The sequence below is a fragment of the Kitasatospora sp. NPDC002040 genome, assembly GCF_040296785.1.
GTDB lineage: Bacteria > Actinomycetota > Actinomycetes > Streptomycetales > Streptomycetaceae > Kitasatospora.
In genome coordinates this window covers 34,466-49,185 of sequence record NZ_JBEOXV010000019.1, presented here as the reverse complement: position 1 = coordinate 49,185, position 14,720 = coordinate 34,466, and the positions used below count along the sequence as shown (strand labels likewise).

The 14,720-nt window shown below is 72.9% G+C and carries 22 protein-coding genes; 20 read left to right on the top strand and 2 right to left on the bottom strand.

The window, feature by feature from the left end:
• The first annotated feature begins 1 nt into the window (after position 1).
• The 7 genes from hisB to ABT118_RS28510 are packed head-to-tail and all read left to right on the top strand — an operon-like array spanning position 2 to position 4,106.
• Complete coding sequence (gene hisB / locus ABT118_RS28540; protein ID WP_350675057.1) at positions 2-595, top strand: imidazoleglycerol-phosphate dehydratase HisB; 594 nt, start codon at positions 2-4, stop codon at positions 593-595.
• Positions 592-744 (top strand): CG2302 family histidine operon protein, encoded by a 153-nt coding sequence (locus tag ABT118_RS28535; protein ID WP_350675056.1) that lies wholly within the window; start codon positions 592-594, stop codon positions 742-744. The genes hisB and ABT118_RS28535 overlap by 4 nt, the downstream gene beginning before the upstream one ends.
• Positions 745-757: 13 nt before the next feature.
• Positions 758-1,393 carry an imidazole glycerol phosphate synthase subunit HisH gene (gene hisH / locus ABT118_RS28530; protein ID WP_350675054.1) on the top strand — a complete coding sequence of 212 codons (636 nt, stop codon included), beginning with the start codon at positions 758-760 and terminating at the stop codon, positions 1,391-1,393.
• A gap of 31 nt (positions 1,394-1,424) precedes the next feature.
• Positions 1,425-2,147 carry a bifunctional 1-(5-phosphoribosyl)-5-((5-phosphoribosylamino)methylideneamino)imidazole-4-carboxamide isomerase/phosphoribosylanthranilate isomerase PriA gene (gene priA, locus ABT118_RS28525; RefSeq protein ID WP_350675052.1) on the top strand — a complete coding sequence of 241 codons (723 nt, stop codon included), beginning with the start codon at positions 1,425-1,427 and terminating at the stop codon, positions 2,145-2,147.
• Positions 2,144-2,575: a RidA family protein gene (locus ABT118_RS28520; protein WP_350675050.1), complete on the top strand. Its 432-nt coding sequence runs from the start codon at positions 2,144-2,146 to the stop codon at positions 2,573-2,575. The genes priA and ABT118_RS28520 overlap by 4 nt, the downstream gene beginning before the upstream one ends.
• Positions 2,572-3,342 carry an imidazole glycerol phosphate synthase subunit HisF gene (gene hisF / locus ABT118_RS28515; RefSeq protein WP_350675048.1) on the top strand — a complete coding sequence of 257 codons (771 nt, stop codon included), beginning with the start codon at positions 2,572-2,574 and terminating at the stop codon, positions 3,340-3,342. The genes ABT118_RS28520 and hisF overlap by 4 nt, the downstream gene beginning before the upstream one ends.
• 11 nt (positions 3,343-3,353) lie before the next feature.
• Complete coding sequence (locus tag ABT118_RS28510; RefSeq protein ID WP_350675046.1) at positions 3,354-4,106, top strand: nucleotidyltransferase domain-containing protein; 753 nt, start codon at positions 3,354-3,356, stop codon at positions 4,104-4,106.
• 22 nt (positions 4,107-4,128) lie between these two features.
• On the opposite strand, the gene ABT118_RS28505 is transcribed toward ABT118_RS28510, so the two are convergent.
• Entirely contained in the window at positions 4,129-4,767 is a 639-nt protein-coding gene (locus ABT118_RS28505) for a TIGR03085 family metal-binding protein (protein WP_350675044.1), read from the bottom strand.
• Between the two features lie 33 nt (positions 4,768-4,800).
• Positions 4,801-5,337, bottom strand: coding sequence for a hypothetical protein (locus ABT118_RS28500; protein ID WP_350675042.1), 537 nt, complete (start codon positions 5,335-5,337; stop codon positions 4,801-4,803).
• A 129-nt stretch (positions 5,338-5,466) separates the two neighbouring features.
• Between ABT118_RS28500 and ABT118_RS28495 the strand changes: the two genes are divergently transcribed.
• The 13 genes from ABT118_RS28495 (at position 5,467) to ABT118_RS28440 (ending at position 14,714) form a co-directional block, all read left to right on the top strand.
• Positions 5,467-5,940: a hypothetical protein gene (locus ABT118_RS28495; RefSeq protein WP_350675040.1), complete on the top strand. Its 474-nt coding sequence runs from the start codon at positions 5,467-5,469 to the stop codon at positions 5,938-5,940.
• 35 nt (positions 5,941-5,975) lie between these two features.
• The gene (hisI, locus tag ABT118_RS28490; protein WP_350675038.1) at positions 5,976-6,350 is read left to right on the top strand and encodes a phosphoribosyl-AMP cyclohydrolase; all 375 of its coding nucleotides are present in this window, start codon (positions 5,976-5,978) and stop codon (positions 6,348-6,350) included.
• A gap of 45 nt (positions 6,351-6,395) precedes the next feature.
• A complete protein-coding gene (locus ABT118_RS28485; RefSeq protein ID WP_502884709.1) occupies positions 6,396-7,907 on the top strand; it encodes an anthranilate synthase component I in 1,512 nt (503 codons plus the stop codon).
• Positions 7,908-7,950: 43 nt separating this feature from the next.
• Positions 7,951-8,562, top strand: a complete 612-nt coding sequence (locus ABT118_RS28480) for a TIGR02234 family membrane protein (protein ID WP_350675034.1) — start codon at positions 7,951-7,953, stop codon at positions 8,560-8,562.
• 111 nt (positions 8,563-8,673) lie between these two features.
• Entirely contained in the window at positions 8,674-8,928 is a 255-nt protein-coding gene (locus ABT118_RS28475; protein ID WP_350675032.1) for an HGxxPAAW family protein, read from the top strand.
• Positions 8,929-9,057: 129 nt separating this feature from the next.
• The gene (locus ABT118_RS28470; RefSeq protein ID WP_350675030.1) at positions 9,058-9,507 is read left to right on the top strand and encodes a DUF2752 domain-containing protein; all 450 of its coding nucleotides are present in this window, start codon (positions 9,058-9,060) and stop codon (positions 9,505-9,507) included.
• A gap of 198 nt (positions 9,508-9,705) precedes the next feature.
• Positions 9,706-10,518 carry an indole-3-glycerol phosphate synthase TrpC gene (gene trpC / locus ABT118_RS28465; RefSeq protein WP_350675028.1) on the top strand — a complete coding sequence of 271 codons (813 nt, stop codon included), beginning with the start codon at positions 9,706-9,708 and terminating at the stop codon, positions 10,516-10,518.
• 7 nt (positions 10,519-10,525) lie between these two features.
• A complete protein-coding gene (trpM, locus tag ABT118_RS32790; RefSeq protein WP_369824173.1) occupies positions 10,526-10,669 on the top strand; it encodes a tryptophan biosynthesis modulator TrpM in 144 nt (47 codons plus the stop codon).
• A gap of 55 nt (positions 10,670-10,724) precedes the next feature.
• A complete protein-coding gene (trpB, locus tag ABT118_RS28460) occupies positions 10,725-11,960 on the top strand; it encodes a tryptophan synthase subunit beta (RefSeq protein WP_350675026.1) in 1,236 nt (411 codons plus the stop codon).
• Positions 11,961-11,962: 2 nt separating this feature from the next.
• The gene (gene trpA, locus ABT118_RS28455; RefSeq protein WP_350675025.1) at positions 11,963-12,769 is read left to right on the top strand and encodes a tryptophan synthase subunit alpha; all 807 of its coding nucleotides are present in this window, start codon (positions 11,963-11,965) and stop codon (positions 12,767-12,769) included.
• A gap of 171 nt (positions 12,770-12,940) precedes the next feature.
• Positions 12,941-13,192 (top strand): hypothetical protein, encoded by a 252-nt coding sequence (locus ABT118_RS28450; protein ID WP_350675023.1) that lies wholly within the window; start codon positions 12,941-12,943, stop codon positions 13,190-13,192.
• Between the two features lie 145 nt (positions 13,193-13,337).
• Positions 13,338-13,853 (top strand): MauE/DoxX family redox-associated membrane protein, encoded by a 516-nt coding sequence (locus ABT118_RS28445; RefSeq protein WP_350675022.1) that lies wholly within the window; start codon positions 13,338-13,340, stop codon positions 13,851-13,853.
• A gap of 54 nt (positions 13,854-13,907) precedes the next feature.
• On the top strand, positions 13,908-14,714 hold the full coding sequence (locus tag ABT118_RS28440; RefSeq protein WP_350675020.1) for a DsbA family protein: 807 nt from the start codon (positions 13,908-13,910) through the stop codon (positions 14,712-14,714).
• The last annotated feature ends 6 nt before the right edge of the window (positions 14,715-14,720 follow it).

The window sequence follows — 14,720 nt, the reverse complement described above, 5'->3', positions numbered from 1 at the left end:
CATGTCCCGCATCGGCCGCGTTGAGCGCACCACCAAGGAGACCTCGGTCCTGGTCGAGATCAACCTCGACGGCACCGGCAAGACCGACATCTCCACGGGCGTCGGGTTCTACGACCACATGCTCGACCAGCTGGGCCGCCACGGTCTCTTCGACCTCACCGTCAAGACCGAGGGCGACCTGCACATCGACACCCACCACACCATCGAGGACACCGCCCTCGCGCTCGGCGCCGCCTTCCGGCAGGCGCTCGGCGACAAGGTCGGCATCTACCGCTTCGGCAACTGCACCGTGCCGCTGGACGAGTCGCTCGCCCAGGTCACCGTCGACCTCTCCGGCCGCCCGTACCTGGTGCACACCGAGCCGGAGAACATGGCGCCGATGATCGGCAGCTACGACACCACGATGACCCGGCACATCCTGGAGTCCTTCGTGGCCCAGGCCGCCGTCGCCCTGCACGTGCACGTACCGTACGGTCGGAACGCCCACCACATCGTGGAGTGCCAGTTCAAGGCGCTGGCCCGGGCACTCCGTTATGCCGCCGAGCGCGACCCGCGCGCGGCCGGCATCCTCCCCTCGACCAAGGGTGCGCTGTGAGCAACACCTCGACGCTGCTGATCATCGCCGGGCTCTTCCTGACCGGCGGCGTGTTCTCGTTCTGGAAGCAGAAGCAGTCCAAGGGCGTGATCGCGGTGCTCGCGATCGGCGCCGTGATGTGCCTCTCCGCCGGCCTGATGCGACTTTAAAGGAACTCCCCTGATGGCCAAGAACGTTGTCGTCCTCGACTACGGCTCGGGCAACCTCCGGTCGGCCCAGCGCGCGGTCGAGCGCACCGGCGCGAACGTCACCGTGTCCTCCGACTTCCAGACCGCGATGGACGCCGACGGCCTGCTGGTGCCGGGCGTCGGCGCCTTCGAGGCCTGCATGCGCGGCCTGAAGGCAGTGCGCGGCGAGCAGATCATCGGCCGCCGGCTGGCCGGCGGCCGCCCGGTGCTGGGCATCTGCGTCGGGATGCAGATCCTGTTCGAGCGGGGCGTCGAGCACGGCGTCGAGACCGCGGGCTGCGACGAGTGGCCCGGCACGGTCGAGCCGCTGGACGCCCCGATCGTGCCGCACATGGGCTGGAACACCGTCGACGTGCCCGAGGGCAGCCGGCTGTTCGCCGGCCTGGACCCGGAGACCCGGTTCTACTTCGTGCACTCCTACGGCGTGCGCCGCTGGGAGCTCGAGGTCACCAACCAGAACATCCGCTCCCCCCTGGTCAGTTGGGCCACCCACGGGCAGCCGTTCGTCGCCGCGGTGGAGAACGGCCCGCTCTGGGCCACCCAGTTCCACCCGGAGAAGTCCGGCGACGCGGGTGCCGCGCTGCTGACCAACTGGGTCAACACTCTCTGACAACTCCCTTCCACACCTGGAAAGTTGCACCATGAGCCGCCTCGAACTCCTGCCCGCCGTCGACATCCGCAACGGCCAGGCCGTCCGCCTGGTCAAGGGCGCCTCCGGCACCGAGACCTCCTTCGGCACCCCGCTCGCCGCCGCGCTGGCCTGGCAGAGCGCGGGCGCCGAGTGGCTGCATCTGGTGGACCTGGACGCCGCGTTCGGCACCGGCGACAACCGGGAGATCATCCGCGAGCTGAGCGAGCAGATGAACATCAAGGTCGAGCTCTCCGGCGGCATCCGGGACGACGCCTCGCTGGCCGCCGCCCTGGCCACCGGCTGCCGCCGGGTCAACCTGGGCACCGCCGCGCTGGAGCAGCCGGAGTGGGTCGCCAAGGTGATCGCCGAGCACGGCGACAAGATCGCGGTCGGCCTGGACGTGGTCGGCACCACCCTGCGCGGCCGGGGCTGGACCAGCGAGGGCGGCGACCTCTACGAGGTGCTGGCCCGGCTCGACTCCGAGGGCTGCGCCCGCTACGTGGTCACCGACGTCAACCGCGACGGCACCCTGACCGGCCCCAACCTGGAACTGCTGCGCAACGTCTGCGCCGCCACCGACAAGCCCGTGGTCGCCTCCGGCGGCGTCTCCTCGCTCGACGACCTGCGCGCCATCGCCACCCTCACGGGTGAAGGTGTCGAGGGGGCGATCGTGGGCAAGGCACTCTACGAGAGCAAGTTCACCCTCGAAGAGGCCCTGGAGGCCGTGTCATGACGGACCGTCGGATCGTACGCGGCAGGATCGCCGGATACTCCCCCTGGGAGGACGAGTTCGGCTACTCGCGCGCCGTGGCGGCCGGGGACCACGTCCACGTGGCCGGCACCACCGCGTGGGTGGACGGGCGGATCGAGCACGAGGGCGACCCGTACCAGCAGACCCTCGCCGCCTTCGGCGTCGGCCTGCAGGCCCTCGCCGCGTACGGTCTGACGGCCGCCGACGTGTACCGCACCAGGATGTACATCACCCACGTCCGGGACGCCGACGAGGTCGGCCGGGCCCACAGCGCGCTCTTCGACGACTCCCGGCCCGCCGCCACCATGGTCGTGGTGGAGGGCCTGATCGACTCCCGGATGATGGTCGAGATCGAGCTGGACGCCTACCGCGCCGGGCTCTCAAGTTCGTTGGAAGGCAAGCAACCGTGACCCTGGCCGTACGAGTCATCCCCTGCCTGGACGTGGACAACGGGCGGGTGGTCAAGGGCGTCAACTTCCAGAACCTGCGGGACGCGGGCGACCCGGTGGAGATGGCCAAGCTCTACGACGCCGAGGGCGCCGACGAGTTGACCTTCCTCGACATCACCGCCTCCTCCGGCGACCGGGAGACCACCTACGACGTGGTCCGCCGTACCGCCGAGCAGGTCTTCATCCCGCTCACCGTCGGCGGCGGCATCCGCGCCGTCGAGGACGTCGACAAGCTGCTCCGGGCCGGCGCCGACAAGGTCGGCGTCAACACCGCCGCGATCGCCCGGCCCGAGCTGATCCGCGAGATCGCGGCCCGCTTCGGCCGGCAGGTGCTGGTGCTCTCGGTCGACGCCCGCCGCTGCCCCGAGGGCACCGAGACCGCCTCCGGCTTCGAGGTCACCACCCACGGCGGCCGCCGGGGCACCGGCCTGGACGCGGTCGAATGGGCGGGCCGGGCCGCCGAGTTGGGCGCGGGCGAGATCCTGCTCAACTCGATGGACGCGGACGGCACCAAGGACGGCTACGACCTCGACCTGATCCGCGCCGTCCGCAGGACCGTCGCCGTCCCGGTGATCGCCTCCGGCGGCGCGGGCAAGCTCGCGGACTTCGCCCCGGCCGTCGACGCCGGTGCCGACGCCGTCCTGGCCGCCAGCGTGTTCCACTTCGGCGACCTCCGGATCGGCCAGGTCAAGGACGCGCTGCGCAGCACCGGCCACCCGGTCCGCTGACGCCCGGCCGGATGTTCACCCCGCAGGAACGGGACCGGGTCCGCGAGCAGCTGCTGCGCGCGGCCGAGGCCGACCCGGCGATCACCGCGGCCGCGATCACGGGCTCGCACGCGGTCGGCGCCGCCGACCGGTGGTCGGACATCGACCTGGCGTTCGCGGTCGACGGCGGGCTCGACGCGGCACTGGAGCGCTGGACGGAGCTGGTCCACCGGGACTTCTCCGCGCTGCACCACTGGGACCTCCGCTCCGGTGCGGCGGTCTACCGGGTGTTCCTGCTGCCGGGCCGGCTCGAAGTCGACCTCGCCTTCGTCCCGGCCGCCGAGTTCGGGCCGCACGGCCCGAGCTGGCGCACGGTCTTCGGCGAGGCGGGCCGTACCGCGCCGGCCGTACCGCCGACTCCGGACCACCTGACCGGTCTGGCCTGGCACCACGCCCTGCACGCGCGGGTCTGCATCGAACGGCAGCGGTGGTGGCAGGCGCACTACTGGATCGGCGCCGTCCGGGACCAGGTGATCGCACTGGCCTGCCTCCGGCTGGGCCACCCCGCCGACTACGCGAAGGGCGCCCACCTGCTGCCGGACGAGGTGACCGCCCCGCTGGCGGCGACGCTGGTCCGGTCGCTGGCGGAGCCCGAACTGCGGCGCGCGCTGACGGCCGTCAGCTCCGCCCTGGCCGCCGAGCTGCAGCTCACCGACCCGGCCCTGGCCGCCCGGCTCCAGCCGGTGCTCGAGCCGCACGGACCCGACCCCCGCTCCGACGGCTGAGCACCCCCGCGGGCGCGGCCGGTCACTCGAACGGCAGGACCACCCGCAGGGCCTCGACCGCGTCGGTCGGCCCGGTCACGGTGACCTCGGCCCGGGCGCCGCGCCCGAACGCGAACAGCACCAGCTCGCCCGGCTCTCCCGTCACCTCGACCGCGGCACCGGTCCGCCGGGAGACGGTGACCGCCCGGCCGTCCGGCCGCCGCAGCACCAGGCGGACCGGGGTCTTCCGGCCGGCCTCCATCCGGGCCAGCATCGGCAGCCGCCGCCAGAGCACCTCGGTCAGCGCGGCCCCGGGGGCCTCCGGCTGCCAGTCCTCCCCGGCCCGCCGGACGTCCTCCGCGTGCACGAAGTGCTCGATCACGTTGGCCGCCTCGTCCGCGCCGGGCAGCGCGAACGGCGACAGCACCGGCGGCCCGGTCCGGAACAGCCGCAGCAACTCCTCGTACGGGCGCGCCCGGTAGCCCTCCTGGACCCGGGCCGTCCACCCGGCCAGCGGCGTCAGCCGGATGCCCGCCGCTGCGTCCATCCGCCGCTCGCGCAGCACCAGGTGGGCGGCCAGGTCCCGGGTCGTCCACCCGGTGCAGAGGGTCGGCGCATCGGGGCCGGCCGCCCGCAGGAGCACGGTCAACCGCTGGCGTTCCGACTGGGCGAAGTTCGACATGCGCCCCACCCTACGGCTGCCGGGCGCGGCGAACTAGGACGGGCCGAGACCTTTCAGATGACCCGTCAGCCGCTTGCCGCCGGGGTGGTCGCTGATCGACATGATGCAGGTCGCGTCCCGCAGCCCGGCCTGGTAGTGCACCAGGCGCGGTCCGAGGTAGCGCGCGAAGTACGGTCCGCCGCCGCCCTGCAGGCGCTCCCAGTCCACCAGGTGCGGCTCGCAGAGCGTGGTCATCGCCTGCTGCAGCCCCAGTTCGTCGGTCAGCGCCTCCGGCAGCACGATGTTGGCGACCACCTCGCCGTCGTGCTCCGCCTCGCACGGCCGGGCCTCGGCGGGCGCGGTGATCCGGCTCAGCGGCTGGTAGTCCACGCAGGTCCCGGGCGGGAAGTACAGGTACGGCAGCACCTTCGGGCTCGGCGAGGGAGAAGGCGAGGGTGACGGCGGGGCACTGGTGGTCGGCGGCGGGGGCGCGGCCCGCCGCTGCTCCGGCTCCGGCCAGAGCAGCACCGCCGCGCCCGCCGCCAACAGAAGCAGGACCACCACCGTGGCCACCACCCGCCGCCGCCTCATCCCCGACCCCCTCGCTCCGAAGGGCCCATTCTGGCCGCCCGGGACCGTTCCGTCAGCCACTCGGCCCAGACCGTCCCCGGTATACCCTGGCGGTGGCACGGCCCTGAGCAGTCACTGGGGTCTTTGGTTATGCGAGTTGGGATCGTCGGGCACGAGGGACTCTCGGATCTGAGCGAGATGCTGGTCCGGGGCGAGCTGTGGCGACTGGTGACCACGTACGGCAGCTACGACCTGGTCGGGGTGACCTGTCTCGGGGCGGGCCCGGAGACCTGGTTCGCGGACTCGGTGCTGGAGCACGGCGGCAAGGTCGAGGTGATCGTGTCGGCGACCGCCGGGCGGGCCGGGGCCTTCGCCGGGCCCGGACGGCAGAGCAGGCAGCGGCTGATGAACGAGGCCAACGCGGTGCACCGGCTGGCCCCCGAGGAGGTCGGCGGCCTGGGCGACGACACCTGCCGGGCCCTGGTCGGGATGGTGGACGAACTGATCGCGGTCTGGGACGGGCGGCCCGAGGGCCACGCGGCCGAGGTGGTGGACGCGGCGCAGCGGGCGGGCCTGTACGTCATGGTGGTCTGGCCGGACGGCTGCGAGAGCCCCGAGGGGTGACCGGCCCGGCCGGTCTGAGCTGCCACAATGGGCCCATGTCGACCACTCCCGCCGCCCCCGGCAGCACCGCTCTCGCCCCCGACGTCGCCGCCCGGCTCAAGCGCACCGAGGACGGACTGCTCCCGGCGATCGCCCAGCAGTACGACACCGGCGAGGTGCTGATGCTCGGGTGGATGGACGACGAGGCGCTGCACCGCACCCTCACCACCGGCCGCTGCACGTACTGGAGCCGCAGCCGCCGCGAGTACTGGGTCAAGGGCGACACCTCCGGCCACTTCCAGCACGTCAAGGAGGTCGCGCTGGACTGCGACGGCGACACCCTGCTGGTCAAGGTGGACCAGGTCGGCGCCGCCTGCCACACCGGTGACCGGACCTGCTTCGACGCCGACGTGCTGCCGACCACCAGCTGACCCCTCCGCCCAGCCCCGCCCCAACTCATGAACGGTGCCCAGCAGATGGACCTCGAGGACTTCCGCAAGCTCGCCGTAGACACCCGGGTCATCCCGGTCACCCGCCGGCTCCTCGCGGACGGCCTCACCCCGATCGGCCTGTACCGCAGCCTGGCCGGCGAGCGCCCCGGCACCTTCCTGCTGGAGTCGGCCGAGCAGGGCAACTGGTCCCGGTACTCCTTCGTCGGCGTCCGCAGCGCGGCCACCCTGACCGCCGACCCGGACGGCAACGCCCACTGGCACGGCACCCCGCCGGTCGGCATCCCCACCACCGGCGACCCGCTGGAGGTGCTGCGCGCGGCGCTGGAGACCCTGCACACGCCCCGGCACACCGACGACGGCCTGCCGCCGCTCACCGGCGGCCTGGTCGGCTACCTCGGCTACGACGTGGTCCGCCGGCTGGAGAAGCTGCCGAACCTCACCCCGGACGACCTGAAGCTCCCCGAGCTGACCATGCTGCTGGCCACCGACCTCGCCGTGCTCGACCACGCCGACGGCTCGGTGGTGCTGATCGCCAACGCGGTCAACCACAACGACCTGGCCAGCGGCGTGGACGAGGCGTACGCGGACGCGGTGGCCCGGCTGGACCGGATGCAGGCCGACCTGGCCCGTCCGGTCGACCCGGGCCTGGCGACCTTCACCCCCACGGCGGTTGACGCCCGCTCACCGTTCGGCGGCGCCCCGTACCGGGCGGCGGTCGAGCAGGTGAAGGAGCGGATCCGGGCCGGCGAGGCGTTCCAGGTGGTGCCCTCGCAGCGGTTCGAGGCGCCCTGCGCGGCCAGCGCGCTGGACGTCTACCGGGTGCTGCGGACCACCAACCCCAGCCCGTACATGTACCTGTTCCGCTTCCCCGGCCCGGACGGCAGCGCCGAGGGCGGCTTCGACGTGGTCGGCTCCAGCCCGGAGGCGCTGGTCAAGGTGACGGACGGTCAGGCGATGCTGCACCCGATCGCCGGCACCCGGCACCGGGGCGCCACCCCGCACGAGGACGCCGAGTTGGCCGCCGAGCTGCTCGCCGACCCCAAGGAGCGGGCCGAGCACCTGATGCTGGTCGACCTGGGCCGGAACGACCTGGGCCGGGTCTGCGAGCCGGGCAGCGTCGAGGTGGTCGACTTCATGTCGATCGAGCGCTACAGCCACGTGATGCACATCGTCTCCACCGTCACCGGCCGGGTGGCGCCCGGCCGTTCGGCCTTCGACGTGCTCACCGCCTGCTTCCCGGCCGGCACCCTCTCGGGCGCCCCCAAGCCGCGCGCGATGCGGATCATCGAGGAGCTCGAGCCCACCCGCCGCGGCCTCTACGGCGGCTGCGTCGGCTACCTCGACTTCGCCGGCGACTCCGACACCGCGATCGCCATCCGCACCGCCCTGCTCCGCGACGGCACCGCCTACGTCCAGGCCGGCGCCGGCGTGGTCGCCGACTCCGACCCGCACTCCGAGGACGCCGAGTGCCGCAACAAGGCCGCCGCCGTCCTGCGCGCGGTCGCCACCGCGAACACGCTGCGCAGCTCGCGGTAGACCCCGACGGCCGCGTTCGCGTCCGGTCAGGGATAGTGGACGGGTGACCACGATTCCCGCACCCCGTACCGCCGAGCCCGAGCCGGGGCAGAGGACCAGCCGCCGCAGCCTCGGGGTGATGCTGCTGCTGACCGTGCTCGGGGCGGTGCTGGTGCTGACCGCGGTGAGCCGGGTGTGGGCCGAGGGGACGGCCGGGGGGCTGGCGGTCGAGGTGACCGGGAGCGCGGTGTCCGGGCTGCCCGGCGGGCTGGCACTGGTCGGGCTGGCCTCGGCGGTGGCGGTGTTCGCGGTGCGCGGGGCGGGCAAGGCGGTGGTCGGCGCACTGGTGGCACTGGCCGGGGCCGGGGCCGCGGTGGCAGCGGTGCTCGGGGCGACCGACCCGGCGGCGCTGAACGGCGAGGCGGCGAAGAAGCTGGCGCTGGTGAGCGCGCAGGCGGAGCAGGTGAGCCACACGGCCTGGCCGTGGGTGGCCGCGCTGGGCGGGCTGCTGCTGGCGCTGGCCGGGCTGCTGACGGTCCGGTACGGCCGCGGCTGGCCCGCGCTGGGCAGCCGGTACGAGGCACCGGCGCGCAAGGCCGCGCCGAAGGCGAAGCGCGGCGGCACCCCGGCCGAGCTGTGGCAGGCGCTGGACCGGGGCGAGGACCCCACCTCCTGAAACGGAGGCCCCCGCTTGGGGTCGGACGTCAGGGCCCGGCACAATGGAACAGTCAACCCACCGAGCGCCCGCTGCCCGGCTGGGCCCCGGAGAACCAAGGAGCACCATCAGATGTCGTCCGCAGCGCACGGCAACACTCCCGCCGCCTGGACCGGCTCGAGCATCGCCTTCATCGGCTTCACGATCAGCGGCGTCGCCATGATCATCGCCTGGATCTGGCTGTTCTGGGTGGGCCTGGCCGTGGTGGTCCTCGGTGGCGTCGTCGGCAAGGCGATGGCGATGGCGGGCATGGGCAAGCAGCCCAGCCCGCACTACTACACCCCCGAGGAGACGGCCGCCCGCCAGGCGGTCACGGCCGGGGTCTGACACCTCGCCGGAGAGCTTCGTCGGTACGGCAGGGAGCGGTGGGGCGCGTGCAGCGCCCGCCGCTCCCTGCTGCATGACACGCGCGCCCGCCTGAAGGGTGAGCCCCGCCGCCGGGGGCACAATCGGTGCGTGAACGCCGCCCCGCAGCCCGCCGTCCCGCCCGCGCGGTCCTCACCGCTGCGCCGCCTGGTCCGCCCGCTGGCCGCACTGGCGGCGGTCGGCCTGCCGACCCTCTACGTCGCCGCGGTGGACCCGAACACGCCCGGCCACTACCCGGTCTGCCCGGTGCTCTCGGCCACCGGCTGGTGGTGCCCCGGCTGCGGCGGCCTGCGGGCCGTGCACGCGCTGACCCACGGCGACCTGTCCGCAGCCGTGCACGACAACCTGCTGGTGGTGCTGCTGGCCGTGGTCGCCGCGGTGCTCTGGACCGGCTGGCTGTGGGCCGCGCTGACCGGGGCGAAGGCCACCGGGATCAGGTTCGGCGCGGCCCGGGCGGTGCTGCTGGTCCTGGTGCTCGGACTGTTCATGGTCCTGCGCAACCTCCCGGTCGGAGCCGGGCTGGCACCCCCCGTGGTCTGACCCTCCGGCGCATTCGCCGGTCCGCTCCGCGAGACGCGCGCCGGGCGGATGCGGTTCGCGCCCCCTGCGCCCGATACCATCGAGAGGCCGACGGAGTCTGATCAGCACCCGACCTGCACAGGTCGGGTCCGGTTCGTGCCCGCGGTGTTTCACCCGACCAGCTGGGCGAACGCCCAGCAGAACGATGGGGGCGCCCGCGTGAGTGTGCTCGACGAGATCATCGACGGGGTCCGCGAGGACCTCGCCGAGCGACAGGCCCGGGTCTCCCTGGACCAGCTCAAGGAGCTGGCCGCCAAGGCTCCCGACGCCAAGGACGGCGTTGCCGCGCTGCGTGGCGACGGCATCCGGGTGATCTGCGAGGTCAAGCGCTCCAGCCCGTCCAAGGGAGCCCTGGCGGCGATCGCCGACCCGGCCGCCCTGGCGCTCGACTACGCGGCCGGCGGTGCCGCCGCGATCAGCGTGCTGACCGAGCAGCGCCGCTTCGGCGGTTCGCTGGCCGACCTGGACGCCGTCCGGGCCGCGGTCGAGACCCCGGTCCTGCGCAAGGACTTCATCGTCACCGCCTACCAGCTCTGGGAGGCCCGCGCCCACGGCGCCGACCTCGCCCTGCTGATCGTGGCGGCCCTGGACCAGCCGGCCCTGGTCTCGCTCATCGAGCGGGCCGAGTCGATCGGGCTCACGCCCCTGGTCGAGGTGCACGACGAGGAGGAGATCGCCCGCGCGGTGGACGCCGGAGCGAAGATCATCGGTGTCAACGCCCGCAACCTCAAGACCCTTGAGGTGGACCGGAACACCTTCGGCAACGTGGTGGACGCCATCCCGGCGCACGTCGTCCGGGTGGCCGAGTCCGGTGTGCGCGGCCCGCACGACCTGATCGCGTACGCCAACCTGGGCGCGGACGCCGTCCTGGTGGGCGAGTCGCTGGTGACCGGCAAGGACCCGAAGGCGGCCGTGGCCGACCTGGTGGCCGCCGGTGCCCACCCGGCGCTGCGCAACAACGGACGGGGCTGACCTACCGATGAGCGCCCGTCTCGCCCCTGGCTGCCGCCCGCGCGGCTGCCGCGCGCCCGCGCGCCGGGTGCTGGGGCGGCGGGTGCGGTACGTGATCGGCTGCGAGCCCGGGCAGGTGCCGGGCCGCCGATGGCGCAGGACGAACGGCTGAGCACAGCCATGTCGTTTTCCTGACCGTCATTCACCGAATCACGAGGACTACAGTCATGTCCGAAAAGGACTACCTGCCAGGCACCCAGGTCCCCGATGCCCGGGGCTACTTCGGCGCGTACGGCGGCCGCTTCATCCCGGAGGCACTGGTCGCCGCGGTCGAGCAGGTCGCCGAGGAGTACGAGAAGGCCAAGGCCGACCCGGCCTTCGCGGCCGAGCTCGACGCGCTGCTCAAGGACTACACCGGGCGGCCGAGCCCGCTCACCGACGTGCACCGGTTCTCGGCCGAGGCCGGCGGGGCGCGGATCCTGCTCAAGCGCGAGGACCTGAACCACACCGGCTCGCACAAGATCAACAACGTGCTGGGCCAGGCGCTGCTGACCCGCCGGATGGGCAAGACCCGGATCATCGCCGAGACCGGCGCCGGCCAGCACGGCGTGGCCACCGCCACCGCCTGCGCGCTGTTCGGCTTCGACTGCACCATCTACATGGGCGAGGTCGACACCGAGCGGCAGGCGCTCAACGTGGCCCGGATGCGGATGCTCGGCGCCGAGGTCATCCCGGTCACCTCCGGCAGCCGCACCCTCAAGGACGCCATCAACGAGGCGTTCCGGGACTGGGTCGCCAACGTCGACTCCACCCACTACCTGTTCGGCACGGTCGCCGGGCCGCACCCGTTCCCGGCGATGGTTCGCGACTTCCACAAGGTGATCGGCATCGAGGCCCGCGAGCAGGTGCTGGAGCGCACCGGGAAGCTCCCGGACGCCGTGGTCGCCTGCGTCGGCGGCGGCTCCAACGCGATGGGCATCTTCCACCGGTTCATCCCGGACGCGGGCGTCCGGCTGATCGGCTGCGAGGCGGCCGGCGAGGGCGTCGAGACGCCGAAGCACGCGGCCACCCTGACCAAGGGCGACCCGGGCGTGCTGCACGGCTCGCGCACCTACGTGCTCCAGGACGAGGACGGCCAGACCATCGAGTCGCACTCGATCTCGGCCGGTCTGGACTACCCGGGCGTCGGCCCGGAGCACGCCTGGCTCAAGGACACCGGCCGGGCCGAGTACCGCCCGGTGACGGACGACGAGGCGATGCAGGCACTGCGGCTGCTGTCCCGTACCGAGGGCATCATCCCGGCGATCGAGAGCGCGCACGCGCTCGCGGGCGCGCTGGTGCTCGGCCGCGAGCTCGGCCCGGAGGCGACCATCCTGGTCTCGCTGTCGGGCCGCGGCGACAAGGACATGCACACCGCCGCGCAGTACTTCGGCCTGTACGACCAGAACAACGGGGGCAAGTGACCATGGCGTCCAAGCTGAGCGCGGCGCTCGCCGCTGCCAAGAACGAGAACCGCGCGGCCCTGATCGGCTACCTGCCGGCCGGCTTCCCGACCATCGACGGCGGCATCGCCGCGGTGCAGGCCCTGATCGAGGGCGGCTGCGACGTGGTCGAGGTCGGCCTGCCGCACTCCGACCCGGTGCTGGACGGTCCGACCATCCAGACCGCGGACGACATCGCGCTGCGCGGCGGGGTCCGGATCAAGGACGTGCTGCGGACCGTCGCCGAGGCGACCGCCGCGCACCCCGGCACCGCGGTGCTGGTGATGACGTACTGGAACCCGGTGGACCGCTACGGCGTCGCCCGGTTCGCCGCCGACCTGGCCGAGGCCGGGGGAGCGGGCGTGATCCTGCCGGACCTCCCGGTCGAGGAGTCCGAGGAGTGGCGCAAGGCGGCGGGCGAGCACGGGCTCGACACCGTCTTCGTGGTCGCCCCCAGCAGCAAGGACCCGCGCCTGGCCGAGGTCACCGCGGCGGGCTCCGGCTTCGTCTACGCGGCCGCCGTGATGGGCGTGACCGGCACCCGCGCCGCCGTCGGCAACATGGCCGAGGACCTGGTGGCCCGCACCCGGGCCACCACCGACCTCCCGGTCTGCGTCGGCCTCGGCGTCTCCAACGCCGACCAGGCCGCGACCGTCGCCGCCTTCGCGGACGGCGTCATCGTCGGCTCGGCCTTCGTCCAGCGGATCCTGGACGCGCCCGACGAGGCCGCCGGCCTGGCGGCGGTCCGCGGGCTCGCCGCCGAACTGGCGGAGGGCGTCCGCCGCCGATAGGGCACACGGCTCACCCGACAGGGGCCCGGGGAACGGCGGGGACGCCGTTCCCCGGGCCCCTGTTCTGCTGCACCGTCCGGGTGAAGTGTCGGGGGTTGACGCATCGGGGGCGTTGACGGGGCGTTGAGTGGGGGACGAGTTCGTGTGCCGCCGATCGAAGGAGTCCCCCAGGTGCCCTGCTTCCAGCGTGCCGTTCTGCTTCGGGCCGCTGCCGCCGCGCTGGTGCTCGGCGCGGCGCTGGGCGCGGAGTCGGGCCTCGGGCCGGTGCTGGCCAAGCGGGGGGTGGAGCGGGCCGAGCGGGACGCGTACGTGTGCAGCCAGGCGGCCCGGGTGGACTCGGTGGTGCGGGCCGGGCGTTCGCAGAGCGACGGGCGGCCGCCGCTCAGCCGGGTGGCGGGCGCGGCCCGCTGCGGGCAGCGCTGACGCAGGGCCAGATCGGACATCTGTCCCTATTTCATCACTCATTCGGCTTAATGCGCGAATGTGGAGTAACCGCCATTCATCCCCTACGGTTCATCAGGAAGCGTGAGTGACACCACGCCAGGGACGTACCGAGGGGGAGGACCCGATGGCCAGTCAGCAGACCGCCGAGCCGCGCACCGGCTCGGCACTGCGCCGCGCGGTGGACGGCTCGGCGGGCGAGTGGTTCGGGCTGGCGGCCCGGATCGGCCTGGCCGTGGTCTGGGCGTGGGCCGGGCTGGCCAAGGTGGGCGATCCCGCCGAGGCGGCGCAGGCCGTCCGGGCGTACGAGATCCTCCCGGAGTCCCTGGTCAAGCCGATCGGCTACGGGCTGCCGTTCCTCGAACTGGCCCTCGCCCTGCTGCTGTTGATCGGCCTCGGGACGCGGATCGTCGCGGTGGTCTCGGCCCTGCTGCTGCTCACCTTCATCGGCGGCATCAGCTCCGCCTGGGCCCGTGGCATCTCGATCGACTGCGGCTGCTTCGGCGGCGGCGGCGCGGTCGACTCCTCGCAGACCGAGTACCTGCAGGAGATCCTGCGCGACAGCGGCTTCCTGCTGCTGGCCGCGTGGCTGGTGTACCGGCCCAGGACCAAGCTCTCGGCCGACGCCTGGCTGAGCGCTTGACGGACCGACAGCTGCCACCGAACCCACCGGCCCCCACCTTGGACGTACCGAGCTATGAGTGAGAAGAACCGAGAAGGCAAGCGCACCGCCCGGGAGCGGATGCTGGAGGAGCGGGCCGCCGAGGAGGCCCGCTCGAAGCGGAACAAGAAGATGATCATCGGCGGCGTGGTGCTCGCGGTGATCGCGGCGGGCGTGATCACCGGCGTGGTGGTGCAGAACCAGCGCTCCAAGCCGGACACCCCGGTGGCCCACCCGGCCGGGACGATCGGCGACAAGAACCTGGTGATCCCGGACGGCCCGGCCAACGGCCCCTCGGTGCTGACCGTCTACGAGGACCCGCGCTGCCCGGCCTGCGGCATCTTCGAGCGTGAATTCGCCGCCACGGTCAACCAGTTGCAGGACCAGGGCAAGCTGTACGGGAACTACCACATCGTCTCGTTCATCGACCGCTCGCTCGGCGGCAAGGGCTCCAAGTACGGTGCGAACGCGCTGGGCTGCGCCCAGGACGCGGGCAAGTTCCGGGCGTACCACGACGTGCTCTACAAGAACCAGCCGGAGGAGACCAGCGACGCCTTCGGCAACAAGAGCACCCTGATCGACCTGGCCAAGCAGGTGCCCGGGCTGGACGGCCCGACCTTCGAGAGCTGCGTCAACGACAACAAGTACGCCGGCTGGGTGTCCGCCGTGCAGCAGGACTTCGACAAGTCCAGCTACAAGTCGACCCCGACCATCCTGCTGAACGGCACGCCGATCTACCCGAAGAACGGCGAGGAGCAGATCACCCCGGAGAACCTGGTGAAGTGGGTGGACGCCGCCAACGCGGGCAAGCCGCTCGGCACCGTCGCGACCCCGGCTCCGTAGCGAACG